The organism is Rhizobium sp. 16-488-2b, from assembly GCF_017741815.1.
Lineage (GTDB): Bacteria > Pseudomonadota > Alphaproteobacteria > Rhizobiales > Rhizobiaceae > Rhizobium.
Window position 1 is genome coordinate 38,376 of sequence record NZ_JAGHMF010000009.1, and the last position, 17,756, is coordinate 56,131.

Here is a 17,756-nt window from a genome sequence, read left to right on the forward strand (position 1 = left end):
CGCGATCCGGCCGGAATACAATGCCCGGATGGAATGCCATTCGGAAGACAAGGAGACCTCGATGGTCGCGAAGTCAGACATTCGTCCTCTTGAGACCCAAGGTTCGCTCAAGGCGATGGACCCGATCTGGGATAGCCTGCGCGAGGAAGCGCGTCTTGCCGCCGAAGCCGATCCGGTGCTGGCGGCATTTCTGTATTCGACCGTTCTCAACCATCGCTCGCTCGAGGAATGCGTGATCTACCGCATCTGCGAGCGTCTCGATCACCCCGATATGCAGGCGATCCTGCTGCGCCAGACCTTCGACCAGATGCTGGCCGACTGGCCGGAATGGGGCGCCATCCTGCGCGTCGATATCCAGGCCGTTTACGACCGCGATCCGGCATGCCTGCGCTTCATGGAAGCGCTGCTCTATTTCAAGGGTTTCCACGCGCTGCAGACCCATCGCCTCGCGCACTGGCTACTCAATCGTGGCCGCCGTGATCTGGCGCTCTACCTGCAGAGCCGCTCGTCGAGCGTCTTCCAGACCGATATCAACCCGGCCGCGCGCATCGGCCGCGGCATCTTCCTCGATCACGCGACGGGCCTCGTCGTCGGCGAAACCGCCGTCATCGGCGATAACGTCTCGATCCTGCACGGCGTCACGCTCGGCGGCACCGGCAAGGAGGGCGCCGATCGCCATCCGAAGATCGCCAGCGGCGTGTTGATCGGCGCCGGCGCCAAGATCCTCGGCAATATCGAGATCGGTCATTGCTCGCGCATCGCCGCCGGCTCCGTCGTGCTGAAGGCGGTGCCGCCGAAGACGACGGTCGCGGGCGTACCCGCCAAGGTGGTCGGCACGGCCGGCTGTTCGGAACCATCCAGGCTCATGGATCAGGTCATCATGGATCAGGTGATGGGCGCCGACATCTAGGCGTTTTCGCGTCGCTCATAGCGACAACAGGGCCTGAAGAACGGCGGGGAAAGCGGTATCACAGCCGGCTCCGCGCCTTTACAGGCCGATATTTCCCATGCAAAAAGCGGCCATTGAGACCGCTCAGGAGATGCAGTGTGAAGCCCGAAGAAATCAAGAAACTCGACGCCTATTTCAAACGCACGTTCAACCCGGAAATGATCGTCAAGGCACGTCCGCGCAAGAACGACTCCGCTGAAGTCTACATGGGCGAGGAATTTCTGGGCGTCGTCTATATCGATGACGAGGACGGTGACCGCTCGTACAACTTCTCGATGGCGATCCTCGACGTCGACCTCTGATCCGGTCGCGAGCTTTGTCTCGCACCGATTGTGCCTGGGCCGCGACGTCGCGGCCTGGCCGAAATTGCTGGTCCCGCTCTGGACCACCCGGTCTTGCGCCCCATCTTGGGCTTGAGCATGTGCTCGAGCACCATCAAGGGGAAACCGGACATGGGTATTTTCGACAAGATCAAACACGCAATCTGGGGTGAGGCACACGCCGCCGAGGCAACGCCGGCCGCCGCGCCGAAGATTGAGCCCGCGCAGGCGCCGATATCGCCTTCAGCCGCCCCGAGCCCGTCTCCGACCCCTGCACCCACATCGCCAGCCACTTCCGTGCCATCGACCTCGGTCGATATCGCCATGGTGCTCGACGCCGCCGTGAAGAAGAATGGCCAGAAGCTCGATTGGCGCCGCTCGATCGTTGATCTCATGAAGGCGGTGGGCATGGATGCGAGCCTCACCGAGCGCAAGGAGCTGGCGACCGAGCTCGGCTATACCGGCGACAAGAACGACTCGGCGACGATGAACATGTTCCTGCACAAGGCGCTTCTGAAGAAGCTATCTGAGAATGGCGGTAAGGTTCCGGCCGATCTCCTCGACTGATAGTCGCCGAGAAAGTATTCGCGGCGCGCAACCGAGTTTTTATCCAAAGCTTACGGTTGCGGCCGCCTGATATATTTTAGCGAAATCAATTAAAGACGTACGTCGCTCGAAAATCGGACCAGGATTACAATCGTCGTCGCAACCAATGATTGTTTTGCATTGCACAAAGTCGCTTGACTTCGTGTGCGGTGCAGCTAACGTTGTTCATAGACGCACGGCAAAGGAGGATAGTCATGCTGAATTTTGAGGACACGAATCGCAAGAGCAAGGAAGCCATGGACGCGGTGCTGAAAAGCTACTCGGAAACCGCCAAGGGTATGCAGGCGATCGCGACGGAAACCACCGAATATTCCAAGAAGTCTTTTCAGGACGCTGTCACGCATTTCGAGACGCTCTCGGGCGCCCGCAGCTTCGAAGCCGTCTTCGAGTTGCAGACCAGCTATGTGAAGTCCGCCTATGAAAGCTTTGTCGCCGAAGCGACGAAGCTGACGGAAATGTACTCCGACATCGCCAAGAGCGCCTACAAGCCCTACGAGGCGCCGGTCGCGGCCGCCACCAAGGCAATGAAGCCGGCGCCGGTGGCGACGCAGACGGCGGCGTAAGCTTAGCGCACACGTCTCTTACCTCTTGAAATACAAAGACCGGCTACGCATCTGCAGCCGGTCTTTTTGTTTTGCCGTCAGGCAGTCTCAAATCTGCGCGCTATTTTTGTGTCTTTGCGCCTGACGCGGGCGAATTGTGATTGCAGTGTGAAGCAAGGGGCTTAAAATCGCTCTATTATGAACTAAGTTAGTAGTCAGACATTCGGCGGGTAAAGCACATCTCCCATGCTCCGCCGGGTTGATCGAGGAACGAATGAAAATGATCGCAACGCCCGTCCGGATGCAGGATGACAGCGAAAGGAACGGGGACAACGGAAATCGCGGCACCTCGGTCATAACGCGCACCAAACCGAAGACCAAGAAGCCTAACCTGTACCGCGTGCTTATTCTGAACGACGACTACACGCCCATGGAATTCGTCATCCACATCCTGGAGCGGTTTTTTCAGAAGGACCGTGAAAGTGCCACCCGCATCATGCTGCATGTCCACAACCACGGCGTTGGCGAATGCGGAACATTTACATACGAGGTGGCGGAAACCAAGGTGAGCCAGGTGATGGACTTCGCCCGACAGCACCAGCATCCGCTGCAATGCGTCATGGAAAAGAAGTGAGGATCTGAACGTGCCAACATTTTCGCCTAGTCTTGAGAAGGCGCTCCATCAGGCACTGACCTTTGCCAACGAGCGGCATCACGAATACGCGACGCTCGAGCATCTGCTGCTCGCCCTGATCGACGACGCCGATGCGGCAGCCGTCATGGGTGCCTGCAACGTCGATCTCGTCGCGCTAAAGAAGACGCTCGTCGAATACGTCGACAATGAACTCTCCAACCTGATCACCGGATACGATGAAGACTCGAAGCCGACCTCCGGCTTCCAGCGTGTCATTCAGCGTGCCGTGATCCATGTGCAGTCGTCCGGCCGCGAGGAAGTGACCGGCGCCAACGTGCTCGTCGCCATCTTCGCCGAGCGCGAAAGCCATGCTGCATACTTCCTGCAGGAGCAGGAAATGACCCGCTACGACGCGGTCAACTACATCTCGCATGGCATCGGCAAGCGCGCCGGCTCTTCGGAAAACCGCACGCCGCGTGGCGCCGAGGAAGGCGAAGCCGAGAGCAAGCCCAATGCCGCTCGCGGCACCGAGGAAGAAGGCGGCGCCAAGAAGCAGCAGGACGCCCTGAAGGCTTATTGCGTCAACCTCAACGAGAAGGCCAAGACCGGCAAGATCGATCCGCTGATCGGTCGTCATGCCGAGGTCAACCGCACCATCCAGATCCTGTGCCGCCGTTCGAAGAACAATCCGCTCTACGTCGGCGATCCCGGCGTCGGCAAGACGGCGATTGCCGAGGGTCTCGCCAAGCGGATCATGGAAGGCAAGGTTCCGGAAGCGCTGGCCGATGCGACGATCTTCTCGCTCGACATGGGCACGCTGCTTGCCGGCACACGCTATCGCGGTGATTTCGAGGAACGCCTGAAGCAGGTCGTCAAGGAACTCGAGGAGTATCCTGGTGCCGTTCTGTTCATCGACGAAATCCACACGGTGATCGGCGCCGGCGCCACCTCGGGCGGCGCGATGGATGCATCGAACCTCTTGAAGCCGGCTCTGTCTTCGGGCGCGATCCGCTGCATCGGTTCGACCACCTACAAGGAATATCGCCAGTTCTTCGAGAAGGACCGCGCTCTGGTGCGTCGCTTCCAGAAGATCGATGTGGCTGAGCCGTCCATCGACGACGCCATCGCGATCATGAAGGGGCTGAAGCCTTACTTCGAAGAGTATCACCACCTGCGCTACTCGAACGACGCCATCAAGACGGCGGTCGAGCTGTCGGCCCGCTACATCTCCGACCGCAAGCTGCCGGACAAGGCGATCGACGTGATCGACGAAACCGGTGCGGCCCAGATGCTGCTGCCGCCGTCCAAGCGCCGCAAGCTGATCACCGAGAAGGAAATCGAGGCGACGATCGCCACGATGGCCCGCATCCCGCCGAAGAGCGTATCGAAGGACGACGAAGCCGTTCTCGCCAATCTCGAGCAGGAACTGCGCTCGGTCGTCTACGGCCAGGACCTCGCGATCGAAGCGCTTTCGACCTCGATCAAGCTGGCGCGCGCCGGCCTGCGTGAACCGAACAAGCCGATCGGCTCCTACGTCTTCTCCGGCCCGACAGGCGTCGGCAAGACGGAAGTTGCCAAGCAGCTGGCCTCGTCGCTCGGCGTCGAGCTTCTGCGCTTCGACATGTCCGAGTACATGGAGCGGCACACGGTCTCGCGTCTGCTCGGTGCACCTCCCGGCTATGTCGGCTTCGACCAGGGCGGTCTCCTGACCGATGGCGTCGACCAGCACCCGCATTGCGTGGTTCTGCTCGACGAAATCGAAAAGGCCCATCCTGACATCTACAACATCCTGTTGCAGGTGATGGACCACGGTACGCTGACGGACCACAACGGCAAGAAGATCGACTTCCGCAACGTCATCCTGATCATGACGACCAATGCGGGCGCGTCGGAAATGGCAAAGGCCGCCTTCGGATTCGGTTCGTCCAAGCGGACGGGCGAGGACGAGGAAGCGCTGAACCGCATCTTCACGCCGGAATTCCGCAACCGTCTGGACGCGGTCATCCCGTTCGCGCCGCTGCCGACAGTGGTCATCCACAAGGTCGTGCAGAAGTTCATCATGCAGCTCGAAGCCCAGCTTTCCGAACGGAACGTTACCTTCGACCTGCACGAGGATGCGATTTCATGGCTGGCCGAGAAGGGCTACGACGAAAAGATGGGCGCCCGTCCGCTGGCGCGCGTTATCCAGGACGTTATCAAGAAGCCGCTGGCCAACGAGATCCTCTTCGGCAAGCTGAAGAAGGGCGGCGTCGTCAACGTCACCGTCGGACCGAAGGAAGACGGCAAGCCGGGCATCATCCTGGAAGCCGTATCGGACACCGCGCCGATCAAGCCGAAGCCGGAAGCCGAGGTCGTGCACCCCGAGGTGGACGACGAGGATGACGGCGAGCTGAAGACGAAGGCCAAGGCCAAGAAGGCCACGGTCAAGAAGTCGAAGGCAGCGGCGGTTGCCGAGCCCGAGGTCAAGAGCGCGCCGAAGAAGGGCGCGGTGCCAAGGGTGCCGAAGAAGTAAAGCGAATAGAAAAGGCGGCTTTCGAGCCGCCTTTTTTCATGTCCGTTGCTTGCCGGGCGCGGCATCGACTTAGGCGAATGTTAAAAGCGATCGGCTATATCGGGCGATATTAGGAGCCTGATTCATGGTGTTTCTGCCCGCCGAGCGCATCATCATCACTGTCATCGCCGCCCTTGCGGTGCTTGACGGCATCTTGCTGTGGTCAAAGGACGTCGGGATCGATGTCGTCGGTTATGCCGGCATGGTTGGCTGCGGCCTTGGTGCGATGGCGCTCGGGCAATTCTATCGCCACGTCAGGCGCAACGCGTCTATTGCCGCGACGGCCACGGCCGCCGGCCTCTTCATCCTCTTCACCATCGCCGGATCGGTCTTCAACTATCTGCTGTTTCCGATTGTCCGCGACCCTGTCGATCCCGCATTGGCGCGTTTCGACGCGTTCTTCGGCTTCAATTGGCCGCTCTTCGTCGAGTGGGCATCGCATTATCCACGCATCGGAATGGTGCTGCGGGTCGTGTACGCGACGTCGCTGCCCCAATTGCTGGTCGTCATCTTCGTTCTGGGCTTCTCCGGACGGCTGCGGATTCTGCAGCATTTTCTTCTGACGGGTGTCATCGGCGCGCTGCTGGCCATTATCTGCTGGTCATTTTTCCCGTCATACGGCGCATCGTCGATCTACAGCCTCCCTCAGGCAGTGACCGATGCGGTGCCGTTAGCGGTTGGACCGGATTACAACGCCGGAGTGGTGGAACTCGGAAGGAGCGGCGCGACCTATATTTCGCCGAAGAACGTGCTCGGCATAATCGGCTTTCCGTCGTTTCACACGGTCATGGCCGCGATGTCCGTGGTGTTCATGATACGCATCCGCTGGGTTGGCCCAGCTTTTCTCGTCTTGAATACGGTGATGATGCCCGCCGTCGTCATTCAGGGCGGGCACAATCTGGTGGACGTGATTGGCGGACTGGTGGTCTTCACCATTTCCTATGCTCTTGCGGCTGTCGCCTTGCGGCAGACGGAAAGCGGTTCGGCCAGGACGCGAGCCGCTTCTCCAGCGATCAAAGCTCCGCTTTGATCTTCTCCGCATTCGCCGCCAGCACCGCGCCATCTTCCATCTGGCCGGAATGCGGCTTCAGCGCGATGCCTTCGTGGCGTGGGATGACATGGAAGTGCAGGTGGAAGACGGTCTGGCCGGCGGCCGGTTCGTTGAACTGGCAGACGAACACGCCATCGGCGTCGAAGGCTTCCTTGACCGCGTTGGCGATCGTCTGGACGACGGGAATGGTCTTGGCGAGTGCGGCCGGATCGGCGTCGAGAAGGTTGCGCGAGGCGGCCTTCGGCACGACGAGCACGTGGCCTGGCGCCTGCGGCATCACATCCATGAAGGCCAGCGTGTGCTCGTCTTCGTAGACCTTGACCGAGGGGATCTCGCCACGCAGGATTTTGGCGAAGATGTTGTTGGTGTCGTAAGCCGCGCTCGTCATCTTATCTCTCCTGATGGTGTCCTGTTCGCGTAGCGCGGCTGAGGCGAGGGCGTCAATCCTCCTGTAGCCGCTCGCCGCGACGGAACGGGCTGTGCTCGCTCAAAATCTCGTTCATGTGCTCGACGTCATCGCGCTCGCGGGCGAGATAATCGCCGATCGCCTGGCGAAGGCCCGCATGGGCGACATAGTGGGCCGAGTGGGTTGTCACCGGCAGGTAACCTCGCGCCAGCTTGTGCTCTCCCTGCGCGCCTGCCTCCACCCGCTTCAACCCCTTGGCGAGCGCGAAATCGATCGCCTGGTGATAGCAGACCTCGAAATGCAGGAAGGGATGATCCTCGATGCAGCCCCAGTGCCGGCCGTAAAGCGTTTCGGAGCCAATGAAATTGATGGCGCCGGCGACGTAGCGGCCATTGTGCCTGGCCATGACAAGCAGGATATCCTCGGGCATGCGCTCGCCGATCAGCGAGTAGAATTCCCGCGTCAGGTAGGGCCGTCCCCATTTGCGGCTGCCGGTATCCATGTAGAAGGCAAAGAACTGGTCCCAGATATCCTCGGTCAGGTCGCTGCCGGTCAGCCAATCGATGCTGATGCCGTTTTCGAGCGCCGCCCGACGCTCCCTGCGCAGCGCCTTGCGTTTGCGCGAGGCGAGCGTTTCCAGGAATTCATCGTGGTTGGCATAGCCTTCATTGATGAAGTGGAATTGCTGGTCGGTGCGGTGCAGATACTCCTCGCTCTCCAGCACCGCCATCTCGTCGTCGGGCACGAAGGTGATGTGCGCGGAGGAGACGCCGAGCCGTCGCACGACTTCCTTCAGGCTTTCCGCCATCGCGTCCTGTACGGCCAGGCGCGGATAGTCCTCAGCGACCAGAAGGCGCGGGCCGGTGGCGGGCGTAAAGGGGATCGAGCATTGCAGCTTCGGATAATAGCGGCCGCCGGCACGCTCGAAGGCGTCGGCCCAGCCGTGGTCGAAGACATATTCGCCGCGGCTGTGGTTCTTGAGATAGCCGGGCAGGGCGCCGACGAGGCGTCCGTCTGCCGTCTCAAGCAGCATGTGATGCCCAAGCCATCCCGTCTCCGCTGTTGCCGACCCCGATTCCTCGAGCGACGACAGGAAGGCATGCGAGACGAAGGGGTTGTAGGCGATCGATGTGCTTGATCGGGAGGCCCCGGCGAGCTTGGACCAGCTCTCCGGGGAAATCGCGGTGAAAGACCGCTCTATGCGGATTGAAAGTTCATCAGTCATGGAGCGAATGCGAGACCGTTTCAATGATTTGGGGGCATCGCCAGTCTGCGCGTATCTTGATGAAAAAGCGAGGGCTTGTTGAAAAAGCGAGCGTCAAACGGACGCGCGCGGGTCGAAGCCCTCGAAGGTCATCTGGTCGGCGTTCTCGAAGGTGTGCTTGCGCGCCTTCTCGTCACGAACCGTCCAGGTGATGACGACGATGCCCTTTTCTCGCTCCGCTGTGATGAACGGGTTGGGCAGGTCGGCAAAGAAATAGGAAATGAAGTCGAGACCGTGTTTCATAGCCTTTTCATGGGCTTGGAACTCTTCCGGCTTGTTTCCGCCGGCCGTCAACCCGATCGGGTAGGGAGCGTTCAGCGCCTTCAGTTCCTTCAAGAGCCAATGGTCGAAGCTCATCAGCGCCACCTGGCCTTCATAGCCTTCGAGCTCCTCCAGCACCGCTTCAACGAAGCCTTCATCGTCGGTTTCGCGGCCCTTGAGCTCGATTACGAGCGGCACTTTTCCCTTCACAAGTTCGAGAAGTTGGCGAAGCGTCGGGATCTTGTCGGCCGTTCCGCCGACGGAGAGCATGCCGAGTTCCTTCGATGTGCGCTCGCGCACGTCGCCCTTCAGATTGCAAAGCCGCTCCAGATTCTCATCGTGAAAGACGACAGGAACGCCATCCGAGGCGTAGTGCAGGTCGCATTCGATCGCAAAGCCGGCCTCGACCGCGCGCGCGAAGGCGGAAAGCGTGTTCTCCCAGACGACCTTGTTCTGGTCGTGATAGCCGCGGTGGGCGACGGGACGTTCCTTAAGCCATGCTGCAGAGGTCATTATGCGATTTCCATGATGGCATCGATTTCGACGGCGGCGTTCATCGGCAGCGCTGCCATGCCGACGGCGGCACGCGCATGTTTGCCGGCATCGCCGAGAACATTGGCGATCAGGTTCGACGCGCCGTTGATCACGAGATGCTGCTCGACGAATTCAGGCACGGAGGCCACGAAGCCGTTCAGCTTGATCACGCGCTTGATGCGGCCGAGATCGCCACCGAGTGCTGCACTTGCCTGCGCCAGGATGTTGATGACGCAGAGTTCAGCGGCGCGCTGGCCCGTGGCGACGTCGACATTGCGGCCGAGGTGGCCGGTAACCGCGATCTTGCCGTTTTCGATCGGCAACTGGCCGGAGATGTGCAGCACGTTACCCGAGATGACGTAGGAAACGTAGTTGGCTGCGGGTGCTGCAGCCTGGGGCAAGGATATCCCCATCTCTTTGAGCCGTGCTGCGATCTGATCGGACATTTTCTTCTCCGCTTTTGTTGTGAATAGTTCTAAAACTATGCATCTGGGCTTGAATCAATTTTGTGACACGATCGAGCCTCGATTTAGCCGGATGCGTTCTTATAACATCGTTGGTGAGTCCAACAGGAGATTATCAATGGTCCGATCGAGTCTTGCCGCGCTGTTCCTCGCAGGCGTTTCGGCAACCGCTCATGCGGCGACACCCGCTGCAGGTGCCGTAATGGCCACGGGCCTGATCGCGCATCGGGCGATCTATGATTTGGAACTGAAGGACGCGTCGGAACGCTCCGGCATTTCGGGCATGTCCGGCCGCATGGTCTACGAATTCGACGGCGACTATTGCACCGGCTACACCACGAAGTTCCGCTTCGTGACGCAGATTGACACCGGCGATGCCGTGCGCGTCAGCGATCAGCAGACCAATACGTTCGAGAACCTGAAGGACCGCAAGTTCACCTTCGACACCAAGTCGTTTACCGACGACCAGCTCGACAAGGAAGTGAACGGCGCCGCCCAGGATCAGGCCGACGGGACCAAGGTGGATCTGAAGCAGCCATCGAGCAAGGAGCTGCAGCTGGCCGCCAGCCGCTTCCCCACCGAGCACATGATGGATGTCATCAAGAACGCCAAGGCCGGCACCCGCCTGTTCGAAGCCCGCGTCTTCGATGGCTCTGATGATGGTGACAAGGCGCTGGCGACGACAACGGTTGTCGGCAAGGCGGTGACACCTGTCAGCGTCGAGGCCGATGCTGGCAATGCAGGCGCCTTTTCCAAAACTAGCTTCTGGCCGGTGACGATCTCTTACTTCAACGAGAACACCAAGACCGACGCCCTTCCGGTCTATCGCATGTCGTTCAAGCTGTACGAGAACGGCATCACCCGCGACTTGACGATGGATTACGGCGATTTCGTCCTGACCGGCAAGCTCTCTAAGCTGGAGCTTCTGGACGCCAAAACATCACCTGTAAGTAATTGCACGCGTTGAACGATTTCGTCGTTTCAATTCGACACGGTATGCAAAGCGACGCGCTCTGTGCTAGAGATCGCTCTATAATGAGCGTTGACGGCGAGCGGAGTGCATATTTTGCCAGGCTTTAGAGTATCGATCATGGCCGCGACGGCCTTGGCTGTCGCCATGCTGGCGGCTGCATTTTCTGGTTCGATCTCCGCGGCCGATTGCGGCTCGACCGCGTCGGCCGGTATCGATTGGGGTGGCTGCAACAAGAAGAACCTGATGCTGCAGGACGGCGATTTCCAGAAGGGAAATCTCGCCGACGCTGATTTCACGCTCACCAATCTCAGCCACAGCAATCTCGCTTCCGCCAATTTGGAGAAGGCGACCTTGGTTCGTGCCTGGTTCACCGGCTCCGATCTCACTAAGGCGAATTTCTCCAAGGTCGAGGCCTATCGGTCCGGCTTCGAGGGCGTTAAGGCCGAGGGTGCCAATTTCACAGGTGCGGAACTGCAGCGAGCCAATTTCAGTGGTGCAACGCTCAAGGGTGTCAATTTCGAAAAGGCCGAGCTCAGCCGCGTGAACTTCAAGGGCGCGGATGTAACGGGCGCGAATTTCTCGCTCACCAACCTGTCTCGCGCCGACCTGAGCGGCGCTACCTTCACCGGTCCGATCTCGTTCGACCGCGCCTTCCTGTTCCTGACAAGGATCAGCGGACTGGATCTGTCACAGGCGACCGGGCTCGAAGAGGCGCAGGTGGCACTCGCCTGCGGCGATTCGAAGACCAAGCTGCCCCAGGGCATGGCGACGCCGACAAGCTGGCCGTGCGACGCCGATTGATCCTCCTAAGGGGGCAGAATGTGTCTATAGGCCGGGCATGGCGGTTATTTTGCCGATAAGGCTTGATTTTCCGGGGCGGGGAGGGTATGGCCCCCGCATTCCACACGTAAGGCATGGGATTGTCCGGGAGAAATCCGGATCGTTCCGCCCGGTGGCATTCTCGAAGAGAGTGCTGTTCGCCTTGCGGAGGTTCAACCGGAAAAGGATAACTAGGCATGGCATTGCCCGATTTTTCTATGCGCCAGCTGCTTGAAGCAGGCGTCCACTTTGGTCACCAGACTCACCGCTGGAACCCGAAGATGAAGCCGTACATTTTCGGCGATCGTAACAACATCCACATCATCGACCTCGCGCAGACGGTTCCGCTTCTGTCGCGCGCGCTCCAGGCTGTTTCCGACACCGTAGCCCGTGGCGGCCGCGTTCTGTTCGTCGGCACCAAGCGCCAGGCTTCCGAGCTCATCGCTGACTCGGCCAAGCGTTCCGCTCAGTATTACGTCAACTCGCGTTGGCTCGGCGGCATGATGACCAACTGGAAGACGATTTCGAACTCGATCCAGCGTCTGCGCAAGCTCGACGAGATCCTGTCTTCGGAACAGTCCGGCTACAACAAGAAAGAGCGCCTGAACCTTGAGCGCGAGCGCGAAAAGCTCGACAAGGCTCTCGGTGGTATCAAGGACATGGGCGGCACGCCGGACCTGATGTTCATCATCGACACCAACAAGGAAAAGATCGCGATCGACGAAGCCAAGCGCCTCGGCATCCCGGTTGTCGCGATCATCGACTCGAACTGCGACCCGGACCTCATCGACTATCCGATCCCCGGCAACGACGACGCTTCGCGCGCCATCGCTCTGTACTGCGACCTGATCTCGCGCGCTGCCATCGACGGTATCGCTCGTCAGCAGAGCTCGTCGGGCCGTGACCTCGGCGCATCGATCGAAGCTCCGGTTGAGCCGGCGCTCGAAGGCGAAGCCGAAGCCTGATAAAAGAAGCAGGCGGATCAAATGGTCCGCTGTGCTTTCCAGAGATTGGGAAAAGGCCGCTCGCGACTTTCATGAAGTTGGGCGGCCTTGACCATTTCAGGCGAGGGGAAAAAGTCTCTCGCCATTTGAGTTTCGTTATGACGCGTCATTCATCACGCTGTCATACATACAGGTACATTTCGTGCCTCAATCCGGTGCCGCACCGCCTTCGCGGGCCACCGTTTGAACCGACAAGAGGAAGCTTATGACCGAGATTACGGCTGCACTGGTGAAGGAACTGCGCGAGAAGTCCGGCGCAGGCATGATGGACTGCAAGAAGGCGCTGGTGGAAAACAACGGCGACATCGAAGCATCGATCGACTGGCTCCGCGCAAAGGGCATCTCGAAGGCCGACAAGAAGGCTGGTCGCGCTGCTGCTGAAGGCCTGGTTGCCATCGCTGGCGCCGGCCACAAGGCTGTTGTCGTCGAGCTCAACTCGGAAACCGACTTCGTTGCCCGTAACGACGCCTTCCAGGATCTGGTTCGTGGCATCGCCAACGTTGCCCTGACGACCGACGGTTCGGTTGAAGCCATCTCGGCTGCGACCTACCCGGCATCCGGCAAGCCGGTCGCCGACACCATCAAGGACGCGATCGCCACCATCGGCGAAAACATGACGCTGCGCCGCTCTGCCAAGCTCGAAGTCGAGCACGGCGTTGTCGCGACCTACATCCACAACGCTGCCGGCGACGGCATCGGCAAGCTCGGCGTTCTGGTTGCCCTGAAGTCGGAAGGCGACAAGGCTGTCCTGACCTCGATCGGTCGCCAGGTTGCCATGCACATCGCTGCTACCAACCCGCTCGCGATCCGCGCTGAAGAAGTCGACGCTACCGTTGCAGAACGCGAACGCAACGTCTTCATCGAGCAGGCTCGTGAATCCGGCAAGCCGGAAGCCATCATCGAAAAGATGGTCGATGGCCGCATGCGCAAGTTCTTCGAAGAAGTCGCTCTTCTCTCGCAGGCTTTCGTCATCAACCCCGACCTGACGGTCGGTGCTGCGGTTGAAGCCGCTGCCAAGGAAGCTGGCGCCAAGATCGAAGTCGTCGGCATGGCGCGCCTCCTGCTCGGCGAAGGCGTCGAGAAGGAAGAGAGCGATTTCGCTGCTGAAGTGGCTGCTGTCGCCAAGAGCTGATCGTCCTATATATGTGAAAACAGAAGGGCATCGCGTGACAACGCGGTGCCCTTCGTGTATCCGGCACTCAGCGGTAATATACGAGGAGCCAAGATGTCGTCAGAGCCTGTCTACAAACGTGTTCTACTCAAGGCTTCTGGCGAAGCCCTCATGGGCAGCCAGGGATTTGGAATCGATGTAGCGGTGGCCGACCGCATTGCGGCCGACATAGCCGAAGCGCGGCAGATGGGCGTTGAAGTCGGCGTCGTCGTCGGCGGCGGCAACATCTTCCGCGGCGTGGCCGTCGCTTCCAAGGGCGGTGACCGCGTCACGGGCGACCACATGGGCATGCTCGCAACCGTCATCAACGCGCTGGCGTTGGCGACCTCGCTGCGCAAGCTTAACATCGATACGGTGGTGCTTTCGGCGATCGCCATGCCGGAGATCTGCGAGAGCTTCTCGCAGCGCGCCACCCTCTATCATCTGTCGCTGGGCCGTGTGGTGATCTTCGCCGGTGGTACCGGCAACCCCTTCTTCACGACCGACTCGGCCGCGGCCCTGCGCGCCGCCGAAATGGGCGCCGAGGCGATCTTCAAGGGTACCCAGGTAGACGGCATCTACTCCGCCGACCCGAAGAAGGTGCCCGATGCCACGCGCTTCGACCAGCTGACGCATAAGGAAGTGCTCGACAAGGGCCTCGCCGTCATGGACGTTGCGGCGGTCGCGCTGGCACGCGAAAATTCCATTCCGATCATCGTCTTCTCGATCCACGAGAAGGGCGGTTTTGCTGAAATCCTCCGGGGCGGCGGTCTGAAGACCATCGTTACCGACAACTGACAGAGTGGCGGCGCCCAAAGCGCGCCGCAGCTTCTACCGAGACGGGAGCACTGCTATGAGTGAAGGCATCGACATCAACGATATCAAGCGCCGCATGGATGGCGCGATCAATGCGTTCAAGAGCGATATCGCATCGCTGCGCACCGGTCGCGCATCGGCGAACATTCTCGACCCGGTCACGGTCGAAGCCTATGGTTCGCGCGTGCCGCTCAACCAGGTCGCGAACGTGACCGTACCGGAGCCGCGCATGCTCGGCATTTCGGTCTGGGACAAGTCGATGGTCGGCGCTGTCGATCGTGCGATCCGCGAAGCCAATCTCGGCCTCAACCCGATCGTCGACGGCCAGAACCTGCGCATTCCGCTGCCCGAACTCAACGAAGAGCGCCGCAAGTCGCTCGTCAAGGTCGCGCACGACTATGCCGAGAAAAGCAAGGTTGCGATTCGCCATGTTCGCCGTGACGGCATGGACGGCCTTAAGAAAGCCGAAAAGGACGGTGTCATAGGGCAGGACCTGAGCCGCTCGCAGTCGGATCGTGTGCAGAAGATGACAGACGACACGATTTCTGAGGTCGACCGCTTGCTTGGCGAGAAGGAAAAGGAAATCATGCAGGTCTAAGGCGCAAAGCGCCTGCGCCTTGGACTGTAAAAACCGGACGGGAAATGTTGGAAAGAACATTTGTGACTGTGCCAGAACACGTTGCCATAATCATGGATGGCAACGGTCGATGGGCAAAGCAGCGGGGGTTGCCGCGCACCATGGGGCATCGCAAGGGCGTTGACGCCGTGCGTGAGACCGTGCGCACAGCTGGCGACATCGGGGTCAAGTATCTCACCCTTTTCGCCTTCTCGTCGGAGAACTGGCGCCGTCCGGAAACCGAGGTGTCGGACCTTTTGGGCCTGCTGAAGGCGTTCATCCGCCGCGACCTCGCCGAACTGCACAAGCAGAACGTGCGCGTGAAGATCATCGGTGATCGCCACAGCCTGCAGAACGACATTCTCGACTTGCTGATCGACGCTGAAGAGACCACCAAGGCCAATACGGCGCTGACGCTGATCATTGCCTTCAACTACGGCTCGCGCGACGAGATCGCCCGCGCCATGGCAAGCTTGGCGCGCGATGTCGAGCAGGGGCGGTTGCGCTCGCAGGATATCACGCCGGCGCTCATCAATGGCCGGCTTGATACCGCCGGCATCCCGGATCCCGATCTCATCATCCGCACCAGCGGCGAAGAGCGCCTGTCGAACTTCTTGCTCTGGCAGGCCGCCTATTCGGAATTCATCTTCATTCCCGACTACTGGCCGGATTTCAGCCGCGAGACGCTTTACGCGGCGCTTGAGACCTTCGCTTCCCGCAACCGCCGCTTTGGTGGTCTGGTCGCCGAAACCGCGGCGGCGGTGGGAACCTGATGCACCGCGAACTGCAGCTTCGTATCATCTCGGGCATCATCCTCGCGGTCATCGTGCTTGCCGCGACGTGGTGTGGCGGGCTCGCTTTCAGCCTGCTGTCGGCCCTTATCGGGCTTTTGATCTATTATGAGTGGTCGACGATCACCCGTCTCGCCAGTGAGCAGCCGGTTGCCAATGCGATCGGCTGGATCGGGCAGGCGGCCATCGCCGTTGCTGTCGTATCCGGCACTGTCGGCTACTCGCTGATCCTTCTCTTGTTGTTCTTTGCCATCGCTGTCGGCTTTGTCGTCACCCGTGGCGTATCGCGCTGGTTCCCGGCGGGGATTGTCTATGCCGGGCTGACCGGGATCGCGCTCGCGAACATTCGCGGCAGCGATGCAGCCGGCCTGCACGCGATGCTCTTCGTCTTCGCCGTCGTCTGGGCAACCGACATTCTCGCCTACTTCATCGGCCGCGCCATCGGCGGGCCGAAGCTCGCCCCAAAGATATCGCCCGGCAAGACATGGTCGGGAGCGATCGGCGGCGCCGTCTGCGCGGTCATTGCCGGTGTGCTGGTGGCCTACGCGGCATTTCCCGATGGCATAGCGTTGGCGGCCCTAGTCGCACTGGTGCTGTCCGTCTGCAGCCAGTCGGGTGACCTCTTCGAATCCTTCATCAAGCGTCGCTTCGGCGTGAAGGATTCCAGCCGTCTCATTCCGGGGCACGGCGGGGTCATGGACCGGGTTGACGGGCTCATTTTCGCCTGTTTTGCGGCGTTCTTGCTTGCCGGGCTTTTTTCGCTGATAAAGGGCGGAGAGATGGCGTCGCTGGGCGCAGCCTTGTTCGGCGGATAATGTCGATAGAGGCTGACGGAAGGATTTTATGGCAGGCTTGACCGAAATTTTTGGGTTTCTGACGGGATATATTGTTCCTTTCGTGCTCGTGCTTTCTCTCTTGGTGTTCGTGCACGAGATGGGGCACTACCTCGTCGGTCGCTGGAGTGGCATCCGCATTCTGGCGTTTTCGGTCGGGTTTGGTCCTGAGCTACTGGGCTTCACCGACAAGCACGGAACACGCTGGAAGCTCTCGCTGATCCCGCTTGGCGGCTATGTCAGGTTCTTCGGCGACGAGGATGCGTCGAGCAAGCCTGATGAGGACAAGCTCGCGCAGATGTCGGACGAGGAGCGTGCGCGGTCGTTCGCCGGCGCCAAGCTCTGGAAGCGCGCGGCAACCGTCGCCGCAGGCCCGATCGCCAATTTCATCCTGGCAATCGCCATCTTCACCGTCCTGTTTTCGATCTACGGCCGCTCGGTCGCCGATCCAGTCGTCGCTGAAGTCAAGCCCGGCAGCGTTGCCGCCGAGGCCGGAGTCGTACCGGGCGACCTCCTGATCGCCATCGACGGCTCCAAGGTGCAGACCTTCGACGATGTGCGCCGCTACGTCAGCATCCGCCCGATGCAGAGGATCGTCGTGACGATCGAGCGCAACGGCGAGAAGATCGACGTGCCGATGGTGCCTGAACGCACCGACATGACCGATCAGTTCGGCAACAAGATAGAGATCGGCCTGATCGGTATCGTCACCAACCAGGACGTCGGACACTTCCGCCAGCAGACCTACACGCCGGTTGAAGCGCTGCATGAGGGCACGCTGCAGACCTGGCACATCGTCACCGGTACCTTCAAATATATCGGCAATCTGGTATCCGGTTACATGAAGCCCGACCAGCTCGGTGGCCCGATCCGTGTCGCGCAGGCATCCGGCCAGATGGCGACGCTGGGCGTTGCAGCTTTGCTTCAGCTGGCCGCTGTATTGTCTGTTTCGATCGGATTACTCAACCTGATGCCGGTTCCGGTACTTGATGGCGGGCATCTGATGTTCTATGCGATTGAAGCAGTGAGGGGAAAGCCGTTGGGATCGTCGGCACAGGAGGTTGCGTTTCGCATCGGACTGGCCATGGTTCTGAGCCTGATGGTTTTTGCCACGTGGAACGATATTAGTGCTCTGATCGGCTGATTGCGGGACGAGGGAAAATTACGAATTA

The 17,756-nt window shown here is 60.2% G+C and carries 20 protein-coding genes; 16 read left to right on the top strand and 4 right to left on the bottom strand.

Annotated features, from left to right (window positions below; genetic code table 11):
- Window positions 1-61: 61 nt before the first annotated feature.
- From cysE to J5286_RS10770, 7 genes are all read left to right on the top strand, one after another.
- Window positions 62-910 carry a serine O-acetyltransferase gene (gene cysE, locus J5286_RS10740; protein WP_026283285.1) on the top strand — a complete coding sequence of 283 codons (849 nt, stop codon included), beginning with the start codon at window positions 62-64 and terminating at the stop codon, window positions 908-910.
- A 137-nt stretch (window positions 911-1,047) separates the two neighbouring features.
- Window positions 1,048-1,251 carry a DUF3126 family protein gene (locus J5286_RS31525; RefSeq protein WP_018900022.1) on the top strand — a complete coding sequence of 68 codons (204 nt, stop codon included), beginning with the start codon at window positions 1,048-1,050 and terminating at the stop codon, window positions 1,249-1,251.
- 150 nt (window positions 1,252-1,401) lie between these two features.
- Complete coding sequence (locus tag J5286_RS10750) at window positions 1,402-1,836, top strand: DUF3597 domain-containing protein (RefSeq protein ID WP_209190341.1); 435 nt, start codon at window positions 1,402-1,404, stop codon at window positions 1,834-1,836.
- Window positions 1,837-2,069: 233 nt separating this feature from the next.
- Window positions 2,070-2,438, top strand: coding sequence for a phasin family protein (locus J5286_RS10755; protein ID WP_047510208.1), 369 nt, complete (start codon window positions 2,070-2,072; stop codon window positions 2,436-2,438).
- Window positions 2,439-2,697: 259 nt separating this feature from the next.
- Window positions 2,698-3,051 carry an ATP-dependent Clp protease adapter ClpS gene (clpS, locus tag J5286_RS10760; RefSeq protein ID WP_018900019.1) on the top strand — a complete coding sequence of 118 codons (354 nt, stop codon included), beginning with the start codon at window positions 2,698-2,700 and terminating at the stop codon, window positions 3,049-3,051.
- A gap of 10 nt (window positions 3,052-3,061) precedes the next feature.
- The gene (gene clpA / locus J5286_RS10765; protein WP_018900018.1) at window positions 3,062-5,563 is read left to right on the top strand and encodes an ATP-dependent Clp protease ATP-binding subunit ClpA; all 2,502 of its coding nucleotides are present in this window, start codon (window positions 3,062-3,064) and stop codon (window positions 5,561-5,563) included.
- 124 nt (window positions 5,564-5,687) lie between these two features.
- Window positions 5,688-6,632: a phosphatase PAP2 family protein gene (locus J5286_RS10770; RefSeq protein WP_209190342.1), complete on the top strand. Its 945-nt coding sequence runs from the start codon at window positions 5,688-5,690 to the stop codon at window positions 6,630-6,632.
- On the opposite strand, the gene J5286_RS10775 is transcribed toward J5286_RS10770, so the two are convergent.
- The 4 genes from J5286_RS10775 to J5286_RS10790 all read right to left on the bottom strand — a co-directional run bounded on the left by J5286_RS10775 (window position 6,616) and on the right by J5286_RS10790 (window position 9,564).
- A complete protein-coding gene (locus J5286_RS10775; protein ID WP_018900016.1) occupies window positions 6,616-7,041 on the bottom strand; it encodes an HIT family protein in 426 nt (141 codons plus the stop codon). The genes J5286_RS10770 and J5286_RS10775 overlap by 17 nt on opposite strands.
- Window positions 7,042-7,093: 52 nt before the next feature.
- Window positions 7,094-8,284, bottom strand: a complete 1,191-nt coding sequence (locus J5286_RS10780; RefSeq protein WP_209190343.1) for a GNAT family N-acetyltransferase — start codon at window positions 8,282-8,284, stop codon at window positions 7,094-7,096.
- Between the two features lie 93 nt (window positions 8,285-8,377).
- Window positions 8,378-9,097: a glycerophosphodiester phosphodiesterase gene (locus tag J5286_RS10785; protein WP_209190344.1), complete on the bottom strand. Its 720-nt coding sequence runs from the start codon at window positions 9,095-9,097 to the stop codon at window positions 8,378-8,380.
- Window positions 9,097-9,564: a RidA family protein gene (locus tag J5286_RS10790; protein ID WP_113235827.1), complete on the bottom strand. Its 468-nt coding sequence runs from the start codon at window positions 9,562-9,564 to the stop codon at window positions 9,097-9,099. The genes J5286_RS10785 and J5286_RS10790 overlap by 1 nt, the downstream gene beginning before the upstream one ends.
- Before the next feature lie 136 nt (window positions 9,565-9,700).
- Between J5286_RS10790 and J5286_RS10795 the strand changes: the two genes are divergently transcribed.
- The 9 genes from J5286_RS10795 (at window position 9,701) to rseP (ending at window position 17,728) form a co-directional block, all read left to right on the top strand.
- The gene (locus tag J5286_RS10795; protein ID WP_018900012.1) at window positions 9,701-10,549 is read left to right on the top strand and encodes a cell envelope integrity EipB family protein; all 849 of its coding nucleotides are present in this window, start codon (window positions 9,701-9,703) and stop codon (window positions 10,547-10,549) included.
- Between the two features lie 123 nt (window positions 10,550-10,672).
- Window positions 10,673-11,356 carry a pentapeptide repeat-containing protein gene (locus J5286_RS10800; RefSeq protein ID WP_245205790.1) on the top strand — a complete coding sequence of 228 codons (684 nt, stop codon included), beginning with the start codon at window positions 10,673-10,675 and terminating at the stop codon, window positions 11,354-11,356.
- 215 nt (window positions 11,357-11,571) lie between these two features.
- Window positions 11,572-12,339 carry a 30S ribosomal protein S2 gene (rpsB, locus tag J5286_RS10805; protein ID WP_047510222.1) on the top strand — a complete coding sequence of 256 codons (768 nt, stop codon included), beginning with the start codon at window positions 11,572-11,574 and terminating at the stop codon, window positions 12,337-12,339.
- A gap of 244 nt (window positions 12,340-12,583) precedes the next feature.
- Window positions 12,584-13,510 (top strand): translation elongation factor Ts, encoded by a 927-nt coding sequence (tsf, locus tag J5286_RS10810; RefSeq protein ID WP_018900009.1) that lies wholly within the window; start codon window positions 12,584-12,586, stop codon window positions 13,508-13,510.
- 93 nt (window positions 13,511-13,603) lie between these two features.
- Complete coding sequence (pyrH, locus tag J5286_RS10815) at window positions 13,604-14,326, top strand: UMP kinase (RefSeq protein ID WP_018900008.1); 723 nt, start codon at window positions 13,604-13,606, stop codon at window positions 14,324-14,326.
- A 55-nt stretch (window positions 14,327-14,381) separates the two neighbouring features.
- Entirely contained in the window at window positions 14,382-14,942 is a 561-nt protein-coding gene (frr, locus tag J5286_RS10820; RefSeq protein ID WP_018900007.1) for a ribosome recycling factor, read from the top strand.
- 44 nt (window positions 14,943-14,986) lie between these two features.
- On the top strand, window positions 14,987-15,733 hold the full coding sequence (locus J5286_RS10825; protein WP_209190345.1) for an isoprenyl transferase: 747 nt from the start codon (window positions 14,987-14,989) through the stop codon (window positions 15,731-15,733).
- A complete protein-coding gene (locus tag J5286_RS10830; protein WP_209190346.1) occupies window positions 15,733-16,566 on the top strand; it encodes a phosphatidate cytidylyltransferase in 834 nt (277 codons plus the stop codon). The genes J5286_RS10825 and J5286_RS10830 overlap by 1 nt, the downstream gene beginning before the upstream one ends.
- 28 nt (window positions 16,567-16,594) lie before the next feature.
- On the top strand, window positions 16,595-17,728 hold the full coding sequence (rseP, locus tag J5286_RS10835; protein WP_209190347.1) for an RIP metalloprotease RseP: 1,134 nt from the start codon (window positions 16,595-16,597) through the stop codon (window positions 17,726-17,728).
- The last annotated feature ends 28 nt before the right edge of the window (window positions 17,729-17,756 follow it).

Bases quoted from the DNA above. Each gene is read 5' to 3' on its own strand.
- cysE (WP_026283285.1), top strand. From the start codon at position 62: ATGGTCGCGAAGTCAGACATTCGTCCTCTTGAGACCCAAGGTTCGCTC.
- tsf (WP_018900009.1), top strand. From the start codon at position 12,584: ATGACCGAGATTACGGCTGCACTGGTGAAGGAACTGCGCGAGAAGTCC.
- rpsB (WP_047510222.1), top strand. From the start codon at position 11,572: ATGGCATTGCCCGATTTTTCTATGCGCCAGCTGCTTGAAGCAGGCGTC.
- J5286_RS10755 (WP_047510208.1), top strand. From the start codon at position 2,070: ATGCTGAATTTTGAGGACACGAATCGCAAGAGCAAGGAAGCCATGGAC.
- clpS (WP_018900019.1), top strand. From the start codon at position 2,698: ATGATCGCAACGCCCGTCCGGATGCAGGATGACAGCGAAAGGAACGGG.
- J5286_RS10825 (WP_209190345.1), top strand. From the start codon at position 14,987: ATGTTGGAAAGAACATTTGTGACTGTGCCAGAACACGTTGCCATAATC.
- J5286_RS10785 (WP_209190344.1), bottom strand. From the start codon at position 9,097: ATGACCTCTGCAGCATGGCTTAAGGAACGTCCCGTCGCCCACCGCGGC.
- rseP (WP_209190347.1), top strand. From the start codon at position 16,595: ATGGCAGGCTTGACCGAAATTTTTGGGTTTCTGACGGGATATATTGTT.
- J5286_RS10750 (WP_209190341.1), top strand. From the start codon at position 1,402: ATGGGTATTTTCGACAAGATCAAACACGCAATCTGGGGTGAGGCACAC.
- J5286_RS10800 (WP_245205790.1), top strand. From the start codon at position 10,673: ATGGCCGCGACGGCCTTGGCTGTCGCCATGCTGGCGGCTGCATTTTCT.
- J5286_RS10830 (WP_209190346.1), top strand. From the start codon at position 15,733: ATGCACCGCGAACTGCAGCTTCGTATCATCTCGGGCATCATCCTCGCG.
- J5286_RS10770 (WP_209190342.1), top strand. From the start codon at position 5,688: ATGGTGTTTCTGCCCGCCGAGCGCATCATCATCACTGTCATCGCCGCC.
- J5286_RS10775 (WP_018900016.1), bottom strand. From the start codon at position 7,041: ATGACGAGCGCGGCTTACGACACCAACAACATCTTCGCCAAAATCCTG.
- pyrH (WP_018900008.1), top strand. From the start codon at position 13,604: ATGTCGTCAGAGCCTGTCTACAAACGTGTTCTACTCAAGGCTTCTGGC.
- J5286_RS10780 (WP_209190343.1), bottom strand. From the start codon at position 8,284: ATGACTGATGAACTTTCAATCCGCATAGAGCGGTCTTTCACCGCGATT.
- frr (WP_018900007.1), top strand. From the start codon at position 14,382: ATGAGTGAAGGCATCGACATCAACGATATCAAGCGCCGCATGGATGGC.
- J5286_RS10795 (WP_018900012.1), top strand. From the start codon at position 9,701: ATGGTCCGATCGAGTCTTGCCGCGCTGTTCCTCGCAGGCGTTTCGGCA.
- J5286_RS10790 (WP_113235827.1), bottom strand. From the start codon at position 9,564: ATGTCCGATCAGATCGCAGCACGGCTCAAAGAGATGGGGATATCCTTG.